Source organism: Ascidiaceihabitans donghaensis (assembly GCF_900302465.1).
In the GTDB taxonomy this organism is placed as follows: Bacteria; Pseudomonadota; Alphaproteobacteria; order Rhodobacterales; family Rhodobacteraceae; genus Ascidiaceihabitans; species Ascidiaceihabitans donghaensis.
In genome coordinates, this window is record NZ_OMOR01000001.1 from 3,470,219 (window position 1) to 3,483,502 (window position 13,284).

General features: G+C 56.8%; 10 protein-coding genes. 6 read left to right on the forward strand and 4 right to left on the reverse strand.

Features of this window, described 5'->3' with window-relative positions; all coding sequences use genetic code 11:
- Window positions 1–46 precede the first annotated feature (46 nt).
- The 6 genes from xsc to ASD8599_RS17305 all read left to right on the forward strand — a co-directional run bounded on the left by xsc (window position 47) and on the right by ASD8599_RS17305 (window position 8,201).
- On the forward strand, window positions 47–1,825 hold the full coding sequence (gene xsc, locus ASD8599_RS17280) for a sulfoacetaldehyde acetyltransferase (protein ID WP_108829690.1): 1,779 nt from the start codon (window positions 47–49) through the stop codon (window positions 1,823–1,825).
- A gap of 38 nt (window positions 1,826–1,863) precedes the next feature.
- Window positions 1,864–2,865, forward strand: coding sequence for a phosphate acetyltransferase (pta, locus tag ASD8599_RS17285; RefSeq protein ID WP_108829691.1), 1,002 nt, complete (start codon window positions 1,864–1,866; stop codon window positions 2,863–2,865).
- Window positions 2,858–3,616 (forward strand): sulfite exporter TauE/SafE family protein, encoded by a 759-nt coding sequence (locus ASD8599_RS17290; RefSeq protein WP_108829692.1) that lies wholly within the window; start codon window positions 2,858–2,860, stop codon window positions 3,614–3,616. Before pta ends, ASD8599_RS17290 begins: the two co-directional genes overlap by 8 nt.
- 16 nt (window positions 3,617–3,632) lie before the next feature.
- Window positions 3,633–6,470, forward strand: a complete 2,838-nt coding sequence (locus ASD8599_RS17295) for a molybdopterin oxidoreductase family protein (RefSeq protein ID WP_108829693.1) — start codon at window positions 3,633–3,635, stop codon at window positions 6,468–6,470.
- Between the two features lie 85 nt (window positions 6,471–6,555).
- Window positions 6,556–7,320, forward strand: coding sequence for a 4Fe-4S dicluster domain-containing protein (locus ASD8599_RS17300; RefSeq protein WP_108829694.1), 765 nt, complete (start codon window positions 6,556–6,558; stop codon window positions 7,318–7,320).
- Window positions 7,320–8,201: a dimethyl sulfoxide reductase anchor subunit family protein gene (locus ASD8599_RS17305; RefSeq protein ID WP_108829695.1), complete on the forward strand. Its 882-nt coding sequence runs from the start codon at window positions 7,320–7,322 to the stop codon at window positions 8,199–8,201. The genes ASD8599_RS17300 and ASD8599_RS17305 overlap by 1 nt, the downstream gene beginning before the upstream one ends.
- 75 nt (window positions 8,202–8,276) lie before the next feature.
- Here the strand turns inward: ASD8599_RS17305 and ASD8599_RS17310 are convergent, their stop codons facing one another.
- The 4 genes from ASD8599_RS17310 to dapA form a co-directional block, all read right to left on the reverse strand.
- Window positions 8,277–9,611: a calcium-binding protein gene (locus ASD8599_RS17310; RefSeq protein ID WP_108829696.1), complete on the reverse strand. Its 1,335-nt coding sequence runs from the start codon at window positions 9,609–9,611 to the stop codon at window positions 8,277–8,279.
- A 121-nt stretch (window positions 9,612–9,732) separates the two neighbouring features.
- The gene (locus tag ASD8599_RS17315) at window positions 9,733–10,899 is read right to left on the reverse strand and encodes an amidohydrolase (RefSeq protein ID WP_108829697.1); all 1,167 of its coding nucleotides are present in this window, start codon (window positions 10,897–10,899) and stop codon (window positions 9,733–9,735) included.
- A gap of 71 nt (window positions 10,900–10,970) precedes the next feature.
- Complete coding sequence (locus ASD8599_RS17320) at window positions 10,971–12,215, reverse strand: calcium-binding protein (RefSeq protein ID WP_108829698.1); 1,245 nt, start codon at window positions 12,213–12,215, stop codon at window positions 10,971–10,973.
- A 125-nt stretch (window positions 12,216–12,340) separates the two neighbouring features.
- Window positions 12,341–13,213 carry a 4-hydroxy-tetrahydrodipicolinate synthase gene (dapA, locus tag ASD8599_RS17325; protein WP_108829699.1) on the reverse strand — a complete coding sequence of 291 codons (873 nt, stop codon included), beginning with the start codon at window positions 13,211–13,213 and terminating at the stop codon, window positions 12,341–12,343.
- Window positions 13,214–13,284: the final 71 nt, after the last annotated feature.

Here is a 13,284-nt window from a genome sequence, read left to right on the forward strand (position 1 = left end):
CCAAAATTCGTGAATCACCTGCAAACCACCGACCGGAGTCTTTCTCATGAAAATGACCACAGAAGAAGCATTTGTAAAAACGTTGCAAATGCACGGCATCGACAACGCATTCGGGATCATCGGCTCTGCCATGATGCCAATTTCCGACATCTTCCCTGATGCGGGCATCAAATTCTGGGACTGCGCCCACGAAACATCCGGCGGCATGATGGCAGACGGTTTCACCCGCGCCACGGGCAAAATGTCCATGATGATCGCGCAAAACGGTCCAGGCATCACAAACTTCGTAACAGCCGTTAAGACAGCTTACTGGAACCACACTCCTGTTCTGCTCGTCACACCACAGGCTGCGAACAAGACAATCGGTCAAGGTGGCTTTCAGGAAATGGAACAGATGAACCTGTTCGCTGACTGTGTTGCATACCAAGAAGAAGTCCGTGACCCGACACGGATCGCCGAAACGCTGAACCGCGTGATCATGCAAGCCAAGCGTGCCTCCGCACCTGCCCAAATCAACATCCCACGCGACTTCTGGACACAAGTCATCGACATCGACCTGCCGGTCATCGTCGACTTTGAACTGCCACAGGGCGGCGAAACAGCGGTACAAGACGCGGCGGACCTGTTGTCCAACGCCAAGTTCCCTGTGATCCTGAACGGTGCGGGCGCGATCCTGTCCAAAGGTGGCATCGAGGCTTCCCGCGTTTTGGCCGAAACCCTCGACGCACCAGTTTGCGTGGGCTACCAGCACAACGACGCGTTCCCGGGCAACCACCCGTTGTTCGCAGGCCCATTGGGCTACAACGGTTCCAAAGCGGGCATGGAATTGATTTCGAAGGCCGACGTTGTTCTGTGCCTTGGCACACGTTTGAACCCGTTCTCGACCTTGCCCGGTTACGGCATTGATTACTGGCCAACAGACGCCAAAATCATCCAAGTCGACCTGAACCCTGACCGCATCGGCCTGACCAAAAAGGTCACAGTCGGCATCGTGGGTGACGCGGCCAAAGTGGCATCGTCTATTTCTGCCAAACTGGCGGACACAGCAGGCGACACAGACCGTCAGGCACGTAAAGACACCATCGCGACGACCAAATCTGCATGGGCTCAGGAATTGACCTCCATGACAGAAGAGCAAGACGATCCCGGCACAGACTGGAACGTCCGTGCACGTGCTGCGAAACCAGACTGGATGGCCCCACGCATGGCATGGCGCGCAATTCAGGCGGCTTTGCCTGTTGAGGCGATCATCTCCTCCGACATCGGCAACAACTGTGCGATCGGCAACGCCTATCCGTCGTTCAACGAGAGCCGCAAGTATTTGGCACCGGGCCTGTTTGGTCCTTGTGGCTACGGCTTGCCGTCCATCGTTGGTGCGAAAATCGGTCGCCCTGACGTGCCGGTTGTCGGCTTTGCAGGCGACGGCGCCTTTGGTATCTCCGTCAACGAACTGACAGCCATCGGTCGTGGCGACTGGCCTGCGATCACGCAGATCGTCTTCCGCAACTACCAGTGGGGCGCTGAAAAGCGGAACTCCACACTGTGGTTCGACGACAACTTCGTCGGCACCGAGCTGGACGAGCAAGTGTCCTACGCCGGCATCGCCAACGCATGTGGCCTGAAAGGCGTCGTTGCACGCACGCAGGACGAGCTGACAGCGGCCTTGGCCCAAGCGATCAAAGATCAGATGGAGAACGGCATCACCACGCTGATCGAAGCCATGATCAACCAGGAATTGGGTGACCCGTTCCGTCGCGACGCCATGAAGAAGCCTGTTGAAGTTGCTGGCATCAGCGCCGACGACATGCAGCAGCAAACGGTCTAAGTGACTGGTATTAAAAGAATAAGGAAGGGGATGCGACCATGAGCGTGTTGACCAATTTACAAACACGCGCGGCTGCGACCCCTGCCCGCATCGTTCTAAGCGAAGGCCACGATCCTCGGATCGTGGCTGCCGCCGTTTCAGCCGTGGCCGCTGGGATTGCGACGATCATTCTTGTTGGCCCCACCGACGAGATCACCAAACAACTGTCCGATGCAGGAAGCGCCCCATCCGAGGACATCCGCATTGAGGACCCCGCCACATCGCCGCTAACCGCCGAAGTTGCACAATCCTATTTTGAACTGCGCCAGCACAAAGGCGTGTCGATGGAGATCGCTGAAAAGCAGGCCCAAGACCCGCTTGTCTTTGCCGCCATGCTCGTGCGCAACGGCCACGCCGACGGCACCGTTGGTGGTGCTGTTGCCACCACATCCGACACAGTGCGCGCCGCCTTGCAGGTCATCGGCAAAGCCAAAACCGCGCCTTTGGTGTCGTCGTTTTTCCTGATGGTTTTGCCCGAAGGCCACCCCTCCGGGCGCGGCGGCATGATCTATTCCGATTGCGGTCTGGTCATTGACCCATCCGCCGAAGAACTCGCCGCCATCGCCCAGCAATCCGCCGCCTCTTGCACGGCGTTGATGGCTGAGGCACCAAAAGTTGCGATGTTGTCCTTTTCCACCAAAGGCTCCGCACGCCACGCCAAAGTCGACAAAGTAACCGAGGCCACCGCCCTTGTGAAAGAGCAGGCTCCAGACCTGAACGTCGATGGCGAATTGCAATTTGACGCCGCTTTTGTGCCCTCTGTGGGGACAAGCAAAGCGCCCGGATCAGACGTCGCAGGCCATGCCAACGTCATGATCTTCCCCAACTTGGACGCAGGCAACATCGGCTACAAGATCACGCAACGCATCGGTGGGGCCACAGCCATTGGCCCTGTCCTGCAGGGTCTTGCCAAACCCGCCAACGATCTGTCCCGCGGTTGTGTGGCCGAAGACGTGCTGCACATGATCGCTGTGACCGCATTGCAAGCTGCCCATGGGTGACATCTGGTCCTCTCTCTCGCTGACCCCGTCAGACGCACTCGCCCTTGCGGCGATTTGCTTTGTCGCGGGTTTGGTGCGTGGGTTTACCGGATTTGCGCTTTCTGCTTTCGGGTTGGCATTGGCCGTCCTGATCCTGCCGCCCGTTGAATTGATCCCCGTCATGTGGTGGCTCGAAATGGCCGCGTCCCTCGTGATGCTGCGCCACGGCTGGGGAGGTGCGGATATGAAGGCTGCGATCACTCTTGTGGTTGGCTCTGCCCTTGGGCTGATCGTTGGCCTAAGCATGACCACGACCCTTGATCCCGCGGCATCCCAGCAAATCGCGCTGGTCGTGCTGATCGGGCTCGCATTGCTGCAACTGGCGAAAATACGCATCCCACATCTGGCAAGCCGACCCGGCACTGTCGCGACTGGCTTGATCGCAGGCATCGCAACGGGCCTTGCGGGCGTCGGTGGCATGGTGGTGGCCCTCTATGTGCTGGCCCGCAATGACGCGCCGGCCAAGATGCGCGCCACGCTTGTCGCTTACCTTTTTCTTGGCTCGGCCACCTCCCTTTTCACGCATCTGTGGTTTGGAACAATGAATGCCACCTCCAGTTTGCGCGGCCTTGCATTTGTTCTGCCCTGCATCTTGGGTGTGCTGATTGGCCAACGCCTGTTTACCCCCCGCTTCCAACCGTACTACCGACCCGCCTGCCTCACACTGTTGATTGGCCTGGGCGCCACGTCGCTTGTGCGCAGTGCACTTTGATCGAAAGGATCCATCCATGAACCAGCCGAAAATCGACCTGTCCCCGAAGGTCTCGGACGAGATCCGCAAAACCACCTGCTACATGTGTGCCTGCCGTTGCGGCATCAACGTGCACATGAAAAAGGACCCTTTGGGCGATTTGAAAGTCGCCTACATTGAAGGCAACCGCGATCACCCCGTGAACCAGGGTGTTCTATGCGCCAAAGGCTCTGCAGGCATCATGCAGGTTAATGCGCCATCCCGTTTGCGCGCGCCAATGAAGCGTGTTGGCCCGCGTGGGTCCGGCGAGTTTGAGGAAATCAGCTGGGACGAAGCCCTGCAAATCGCCGCCGACTGGCTTGAGCCGATCCGCAAAGACGACCCCTCCAAACTCGCGTTCTTCACAGGCCGTGATCAGTCACAAAGCTTCACGTCCTTTTGGGCGCAAAACTTTGGCACCCCCAACTATGCGGCCCACGGTGGTTTCTGTTCCGTCAACATGGCCGCAGCTGGCATCTACACCATGGGCGGCGCGTTCTGGGAATTTGGGCAACCCGATTGGGACCACACCAAACTGTTTATGCTGTTTGGCGTGGCCGAAGACCACGATTCCAACCCGATCAAAATGGGCATCGGCAAAATCAAGAAGCGCGGTGCGCGCGTCATTGGGGTGAACCCGATCCGCACGGGCTACAACGCAGTGGCGGACGATTGGGTTGGCATTACACCCGGCACCGACGGTTTGTTCATCCTCGCCATGGTCCACTGCTTGATGAAAGCGGGCAAAATCGACCTGAACTATCTTGCGCAATACACCGACGCACCGGTCCTTGTGAACTGCGACGAAAACTCACCCGAGTTTGGCCTTCTGATGCGCGACGAAGATGGCAAGGAACTGGTCATTGACCGCGTTACGGGCAAACCAACAGCCTTCGACAAGCCCGGCGTCAAACCAGACCTTTCAGCCACACACCGTGTCGCAGGGGTCACGCACCGTCCTGTGTTCCACAAGATGGCGGACCGCTACCTCAGCGATGAATACGCCCCCGAAGCCGTGGCAGAGCGCTGCGGCATCCCCGCCGAGCGTATTCGCGCCATCGCCGCCGAAATCGCACGTGTGGCGTTCGAAGAAGAATTCGAACTGCCGATTGAGTGGACTGATTTCCGCGGCGAGACCCACAAGACCATGACAGGCCGTCCGGTTTCCTTCCACTCCATGCGCGGGATTTCGGCACACGCCAACGGCTTCCAGACCTGCCGCGCCTTGCACACATTGCAGATCTTGCTCGGCACAGTCGAAGTTCCGGGCGGTTTCCGCTTTAAGCCACCTTACCCTAAACCCGCCAAAGCGCACCCCAAGCCACACACCGGTATGAACCCCGGCCAGCCACTGAACGGGCCGCATTTGGGGTTCGTACAGGGCCCAGAGGATCTCGCCTATCGCGAGGACGGCGTCACCCCTGCGCGCATCGACAAGGCCTTCACTTGGGAGAATCCCATGTCCAGCCATGGTTTGATGCACATGGTGATTTCGAACGCTTACGCAGGCGATCCCTACAAGATCGACACGCTGTTTATGTATATGGCGAACATGTCGTGGAATTCGTCCATGAACACACGTGGCGTTATCGAAATGCTGACCGACAAGAACGAGGAAACCGGTGAATATGTGATCCCGAGGATCATCTATTCCGATGCCTATTCCTCGGAAATGGTCGCGTACTCTGACCTGATTTTGCCGGACGCCACTTACCTAGAGCGCCACGACTGTATCTCTTTGCTGGACCGTCCCATCTGTGAGGCAGACGCAGCAGCAGACGCCATCCGCTGGCCTGTGATCGAACCGGACCGCGATGTGCGCGGCTTCCAAACGGTGCTGTGCCAGTTGGGCGCGAAAATGGGCCTGCCCGGCTTCACCAACGATGATGGCACCGCGAAATACGAAGATTACGCTGACTACATCGTCAACCACGAACGCCGTCCGGGCATTGGCCCGCTTGCAGGTTGGCGTATGGGCGAACACGGGCTTCAATCGGGGCGCGGTGGCGTTAATGCGGGACAGATGGACAATTACATCGAAAACGGCGGGTTCTTTGTGGAACACATCCCCGAAGGCTCCAACTATTACAAACCGTGGAACGTGGCCTATCAGGATTGGGCAGTGAAAATGGGCATCTACGACAGCCCGCAACCCTATCTGTTCTCGCTTTACGTGGAACCGATGCGCAAATTCCAATTGGCGGCGGAAGGGCATGGCGATCACCAACCACCCGACCACCTGCGCGACCGGATCAAAGCCACAATGGACCCGCTACCGATCTGGTATTCCAACGAAGATGACAACAAGGCCGACGAATACCCGATCACGGCGCTGACACAGCGACCTATGGCGATGTACCACTCTTGGGGCAGCCAGAACGCGTGGCTCCGCCAGTTGCATGGGCATAACCCACTCTACATCCCGACCAAGCTGATGCGTGAACACGGGCTTCAAGACGAAGACTGGGTGAAAGTGACATCGCCACACGGTGAGATCACGGTCCCAGTCCTCGAAATGGCCGCGCTGAACGAAAACACGATCTGGACATGGAACGCCATCGGCAAACGCAAAGGGGCGTGGGCACTGGAAGAGGACGCGCCAGAAGTCACCAAAGGGTTCCTTCTGAACCACCTGATCCACGAACTGCTGCCACCCAAAGGCGACGGGCTTCGTTGGGCCAACTCCGACCCAATCACCGGACAGGCCGCATGGTTCGACCTGAAGGTGCGCATCGAAAAAGCAGACGCCCCTGCGGAATCGCAACCCAGCCTGCCGCCCATCAAATCCCCCGTCGGCAAAGGCCCCAAAAACCTCGCATGGAAGGTGGGCAAATGATCCCCCGTTCATCTCGCCAAATAAACCTCGGGGTCCGGGGCAGCGCCCCGGTCCGACACAAACACAAAGCGGAAGGCCAAATCAAATGACCACGCTCCCTACACAAACGCAAAAGAAACTCGGGCTTGTGATCGATCTCGACACTTGTGTGGGCTGCCATGCTTGCGTGATCTCGTGCAAAGGCTGGAACACCGAAAACTACGGCGCGCCGTTGTCGGACCAGAACGCCTACGGCAAAGACGTCTCCGGCACGTTCCTGAACCGCGTACACAGCTATTCGGTGCAACCTTTGGCGACATCAGACAAGGTGCAACCAGCCGCACAAACCATCCACTTTCCCAAATCCTGCCTGCACTGCGAAGACGCGCCATGTGTGACCGTCTGCCCGACAGGGGCCAGCTACAAGCGGGTCGAAGACGGGATCGTCCTGGTCAACGAACAGGACTGCATCGGCTGCGGGCTTTGTGCATGGGCCTGCCCTTACGGCGCACGTGAAATGGATCAGGAAGAAGGGGTCATGAAAAAATGCACCCTTTGTGTCGACCGCATTTACAACGACAACCTGCCAGAAGTGGATCGCGTTCCGTCGTGCGTTCGGACCTGCCCGTCGAATGCACGCCACTTTGGCGACCTTGGTGATCCGAATTCGGACGTGTCGATCCTTGTTGCAGAACGCGGCGGTATGAACCTGATGCCCGAACAAGGCACCAAACCCGTCAACCAATACCTGCCACCGCGTCCCAAAGATGCGTTGCCAGAATTTGATGTGTTGGCGCCCTATCTTGAACCTGTCTCTGAAGACCCAAAGGGCTTTTTGGGCTGGCTTGACAAAACCCTGGAGAAACTCTGATGCATCCAGCACCCTCAGTTATCATCTTCACCGTCTTTTCCGGCATGGGCTTTGGCCTTTTGTTCTGGCTTGGCCTGGACGCAACACCACCGACAGGTTGGACGGCATTCGCCTTTTGGCTGATCGCCTATGTCATGGCCGTTGGCGGATTGTTGTCTTCAACCTTCCACCTTGGTCATCCCGAAAGGTTCCTCAAAGCTTTCACCCAATGGCGGTCCAGCTGGCTTAGCCGCGAAGGCATTGCCGCCGTTGCGACGCTTGTATTGATGGGGCTGTACGGCCTTGGCTTGGTGTTCTTTGGCGCCGTTTGGCAACCGCTTGGCTGGCTTGGCGCCATTGGTGCGCTGGCCACGGTCTACACGACCTCGATGATCTACGCGCAGATGAAAACAATCCCGCGATGGAACAGCCATTTGACGCCTGCAATGTACCTGTCGCTGTCCCTTGCTGGCGGCGCCTTGTTAAAGGGCCACATCATTTGGGCCATTGTATTGCTGGTTGTTGCTGGCCTTGTTCTGGTTTTCACATGGATCGAAGGCGACAAAGCCTTTGCCAATTCGGGAACAACCATCGCCACGGCCACGGGGCTTGGCAACATCGGCACAGTGCAAGCGTTTGAACCACCTCATACCGGCACCAACTACCTGCTGCGCGAATTTGTGCATGTGGTGGGGCGTAAACACAGCATGAAATTGCGTGTCATATCGTTTGTGCTAGCTGTCGTGATTCCTGTGATCCTGCTGGCCATCATGAGTGCCACCTTCACACACTGGCTGGCGCTGGTCGCTGTTGTCAGCCACGTGGCGGGTGTGCTGGCGTCACGCTGGTTGTTCTTTGCAGAAGCTGAACATGTGGTGGGGCTTTACTACGGTAAACGCTAAGGCGCTCAGATCCCCAAAACAAAAGGCGCCGGAGGGAAACCCCGGCGCCTTTTGTAATTTCAAAGCTTTTGCTGATTACGCGATAGCAAAGGTAAAGTTGATGTCCTCGACCTGATCCGCCGTAACACCTGTCAGTTGCGCCACAACCGAAGACCCTTCAGCCGCCGAGATCACCACGACATTCATAGCGCCAGCTTCTTCGTCATACTCAAAGCTCAAATCGGCACCATTGCTCAATTCTTCTGATTCAATCACCAACAAGTCCTCTTCAACCGAGAAGTCGGAAATGATGTTGGTGGGCTCGGATTCAAACTGGTCGTTGACGATGAATGTATCCATCCCCTCGCCGCCAATTGCCGTCACCAATCCGCTGAGCGTCAGCACGTCGTCACCGTCGCCCCCGTCGACAAAGCTTTCATCGCCGCCACTTAAAGTGATGGTGTCGTTGCCTTCGCCTCCGAACACGGATGTTGCGGTTCCAGTGACAAGGTCATCGCCATTGTCGCCGTTCACCAGTGCTGCGCGATCCGCGATGATCTCGTCGTCGCCGAACCCGCCCGACGCTTGGTCAAACGCGCCAGCATAGATCGTGTCATTGCCGTTTTCGCCGTTCAGGACATCTGACGCGTCAGTATCGGTGCCATCCGCGAGACCGCCGTACAGCACATCTTCACCGTCACCACCCAGAACAAAGTCACTGCCCGCGCCACCCATGACAACATCGTTGTCGCGTCCGCCGTTGACGGTATCGTCCCCAAAGCCGCCATTGACGGTGTCGTCACCAAAGCCACCATCGACAAGATCATCAGCTTTTCCGCCAAACACCGCATCATTGCCACCATCGCCATAAATGACGTCAGCCCCTGCACCGCCAAACACACGGTCGTCATCGGCACCGCCGCGCAAGAAGTCTGCGCCATCGTCCCCGATTACTGTGTCGTTGCCGTCACCGCCAAAGGCTTTGTCGATACCGACACCACCAGCAATACGGTCATCGCCATCGTTGCCAAACAGCCTGTCATTGCCGTTGTCACCGCGCAGATTATCGTCGTCGTTGAAACCCATCAGCGTATCGCTGTTGTCGCCGCCCCGCAGTGTGTCTTCGCCTTTGCCACCGTCCAACAGATCTTCGCCACTGTCGCCTTGCAACACGTCGTCGCCGACATTGCCAAACAGCTCATCATCACCGTCACCACCGATCAGCGTGTCTTGACCGATCTGTCCGATCAACGTGTCGTTGCCTTCGGCACCATCAAGCAAATCAAACCCGCGACCACCGCGAATGATGTCATCCCCGCCTGCGCCCGAAACATCGTCGTTGTCGTCGGTGCCTACAATCCGGTCATCGTCATCTGAACCAACGAAAGCGGTGCCTGCAGCAGCACCAAGTAAAGCCAATAAATATAGCATATAGTCCCCCTAAATGTGGGGACACACTACACAGCTTTGTGAGTTTTCTCAATCTGTTAAACAATTGTTAACCATTATTTCTATTTTGGAAACAATCACTTACATCTTAAGTCACTGAATTCTACCCCTGCGCGAGACGCCGTTCCACGACTCTCGCCATTATTGAAGCCCCCACTGGCAGGATCGCTTTGTCCAATACGAAACCCGGATTGTGCAAGGCTGTCGTTCCTGCATGGCCAACAACGCAGTAGGCCCCCGGCACCACTTTGAGCATATCCGAAAAATCTTCCGATCCTGTAACGGGCTGCAAATCCTGTATAATGTTGTCACGCCCCACGATGTCCGTCGCAGCCTCAATATATGCATCGGACAGGGTCGCATCATTGCGAAGCACATCAAAGACGTTGCGCAGGTCCAGCTGTATTTCCACGTCATGGGCCACAGCAAAGCCATCACACAGGCGCTGCATGCGCTCCACCGCCAATGCGTAAATTTCGTCTTTGAAATAGCGAATTGTACCCGCAAGTGTCGCGGTATCCGGCACCACGTTATAAGCCGCCCCTGCATGCAATTGCGTGACGGACAGCACACACACCTCTTGCGCAGGAATGTTGCGTGCAAGGATCGTGTTCATTTCGGCTGCCAAGCTGGCCGCAATCATAAGGGCGTCTTTGGAATCGCTAGGCCGTGCCGCATGACTGCCTTTGCCCTGGACGTGAATGTCAAAGAACGCAGCACCCGCCATCGCTTCGCCTTTACACACGCCGACTGTATGGGGTTGCCCGCTGGGCCAATTGTGCATCCCGTAAATTTCGTCACAGGGGAATTGCTCAAACAGTCCTTCCTCTAGCATACGGCGCGCGCCACCTAGGCCTTCTTCGGCGGGCTGAAAGATCAGAACGGCCGTGCCATCAAAGTCGCGTGTTTCACATAGATGTTTGGCCGCACCCAACAGCATCGTGGTGTGCCCGTCATGGCCACAGGCGTGCATAACGCCTTCGTTTTTTGAAGAATAGGCAAGGTTAGATGTCTCGTCGATCGGCAACGCATCCATATCAGCGCGCAACCCGATCCGACGCGTGCCGCCGCCTTTACCATGCACCAAACCCACAACACCGGTGCCGCCAAACCCTGTATGCACCTCGTCCACACCGTAGCTTTTCAGCTTGTCCGCTACGATGGCACTGGTGCGCGTTTCTGTGAACCCGATTTCGGGATGGGCATGCAGGTCTTCAAAAATCGCCACAAGTTCGTCTTTGGCGGCGTCGATGGTGGGCAAAATGTTCATGAGGCGCATCCTTTTGATGTGGTAAACAAAGTAATGGCTGGACGCACCCTGTGGGTCAACCGGATGGTGCGTTAGGCCCTTACAAAGGCAAACATGCCGCTCGACGGAGACCGAATATCCTTCAAAGTGGCGACCTGTTGGCCACGATTAACCTCACCGACCCAGACTTCGGTTTCGCCGTTGCCATCAAAGGAAAACGACAGATCCTCAAAGCTCAAATCTTGGTCGCTGACAATCACAAGCTGATCCTCGGAGCGGTTGAAATCGGTGATGTGCGCATTGCTGAAATCGAACTGTGCAGTCAGGTCGGCAATAAACGCGTCTGCACCGCTGCCTCCGCTGATTTCTGCGTTGTCCGCGACATAAATCGTGTCATCACCTGCACCACCATCCATGACATCAAAATCGCTACCGCCTTCGATAAGGTCGTTGCCTTCACCGCCCAAAGCCAAATCGCCTTTGCCGCTGATTACATCATCACCTGCGCCGCCAGCCACTTCGTCGGAACCATTTGAGATTAACGTGTCGTTGCCGCCGTCCCCGTTGCCCGACGCCCCGTCGTTTACAACCAACATGTCGTTGCCGGTGCCGCCACTCAGCACATCACCGTCACCACCAACAAGAGTGTCATCGCCTGCGTCACCATACAAGCCGTCGAACCCGTCATTGCCATTCAAAAAGTCATCGCCACCACCACCATGCAACGCGTCGTTTCCAGAGCCACCCGAAAGCATATCGTGCCCAGAGCCGCCAAACAGCTCATCGTCACCGCCGCCTCCGCTGAGCAGGTCACGCCAGCCCCCACCAGACAGCATGTCATCACCTGATCCGCCGTTCAGAGTGTCTTTGCCAAGATTGCCGTAGAGTTCATCATCGTCGGAATTACCGTTGATAAAGTCATTTCCGGTGCCGCCAAAAATAGTGTCATCGCCACCGAAAGCCTTGATCGAATCGTCACCTGACCCGCCGCGCGTTAAATCATCGCCCGAGCCCGCAAAAACGGTATCGTCGCCCGGTCCGCCAAATATGTCGTCATTACCGGAACCGCCAAATAGTGAATCATCTCCGCTGCGCCCCAAAAGCGTGTCGTTGCCACTACTGCCACCAACAATGTCATCGCCGTCATTGCCATCGACGAAATCATCGCCTTCACCCCCCTTAAGGGTGTCGTCACCGCCTTTGCCGGAAATGGTGTCATCGCCATTTCCGCCGTCGATGCGGTCACCGTCCTCTGTCCCGATAATTTCGTCATCGCCGCCCGAACCCACAAACGCAGCGCCAGCCGCGAGGCCCATCATCGTTAGCAAATACAACATGTTTACCGTTCCCCAAAACGCTTCAACTTTGACGCTAAGTGTAACAACGTAGCTTGGATTGGAAAGCCTGCAAAACGCAAAAAAGGCGGGACACTGCCCGCCTTTTCCGTCAATTGTTTCCGAATTTACAACAGTCCGGCGTGAGCCAAACCTGCGTCCACCAAAGCTTTGGTTTCATCGGTCAGCGCCATATGCGGCAGGCGCACTTCATCGCTGCACAGTCCCAGCTTGGACATCGCGTATTTCGCGCCAATCAAACCCGGTTCGGTGAAGATCGCTTTGTGCAAAGGCATCAGCTTGTCTTGGATTTCCAAGGCCGCTGCGTAGTCACCCGCCAGCGTCGCCGCCTGCATTTTCGCCAACAGCCCTGGTGCGACATTCGCCGTGACCGAGATGCAGCCGACCCCGCCTTGGGCATTAAACCCATGCGCCGTGGCATCTTCACCAGACAGCTGCACAAAGTCAGGACCACAAGCAAGCCGCGTGTCACAGACCCGCGCCAGATCGCCTGTCGCATCTTTCACGCCGACAATACGGGGCAATTTTGCCAGTTCGGCCATTGTTTCAGGCGTCATATCAACGACTGAACGGCTTGGAATATTGTAGATGATGATCGGAATTTCCGCACAGTCGTGCAAAGCCGTGAAATGCGCGATCATGCCGCGCTGGGTGGGCTTGTTGTAGTAAGGGGTGACAACCAACGCGGCATCCGCACCTACTTTTTCTGCAAATTGCACAAAACGGATGGCTTCAACCGTGTTGTTGGACCCGGCCCCCGCAATAACCGGCACGCGACCTGCCGTCGCTTTGACGACCGTTTCGATCACGGTCTCATGTTCGGCATGTGTCAGTGTCGGGCTTTCACCGGTGGTGCCCACAGGCACAAAGCCGTTGGTGCCTTCCCCGATGTGCCACTCCACGAGTTTCTTCAAAGTTTCCAGATCCAGCTCGCCGTTTCGAAACGGCGTGATGAGGGCAGGCATAGAACCTGTAAGCATATTCACGCTCCTTTTTTCTAAAATGGCCGGCAATTGGCCTGGTGAGCTGTTCATGGCCTTGAACTTGGACA

Coding starts and splice junctions, on each gene's coding strand:
- ASD8599_RS17305 (WP_108829695.1), top strand. CDS start 7,320: ATGCATCCAGCACCCTCAGTTATCATCTTCACCGTCTTTTCCGGCATG.
- ASD8599_RS17295 (WP_108829693.1), top strand. CDS start 3,633: ATGAACCAGCCGAAAATCGACCTGTCCCCGAAGGTCTCGGACGAGATC.
- ASD8599_RS17300 (WP_108829694.1), top strand. CDS start 6,556: ATGACCACGCTCCCTACACAAACGCAAAAGAAACTCGGGCTTGTGATC.
- xsc (WP_108829690.1), top strand. CDS start 47: ATGAAAATGACCACAGAAGAAGCATTTGTAAAAACGTTGCAAATGCAC.
- ASD8599_RS17315 (WP_108829697.1), bottom strand. CDS start 10,899: ATGAACATTTTGCCCACCATCGACGCCGCCAAAGACGAACTTGTGGCG.
- dapA (WP_108829699.1), bottom strand. CDS start 13,213: ATGCTTACAGGTTCTATGCCTGCCCTCATCACGCCGTTTCGAAACGGC.
- pta (WP_108829691.1), top strand. CDS start 1,864: ATGAGCGTGTTGACCAATTTACAAACACGCGCGGCTGCGACCCCTGCC.
- ASD8599_RS17290 (WP_108829692.1), top strand. CDS start 2,858: ATGGGTGACATCTGGTCCTCTCTCTCGCTGACCCCGTCAGACGCACTC.
- ASD8599_RS17310 (WP_108829696.1), bottom strand. CDS start 9,611: ATGCTATATTTATTGGCTTTACTTGGTGCTGCTGCAGGCACCGCTTTC.
- ASD8599_RS17320 (WP_108829698.1), bottom strand. CDS start 12,215: ATGTTGTATTTGCTAACGATGATGGGCCTCGCGGCTGGCGCTGCGTTT.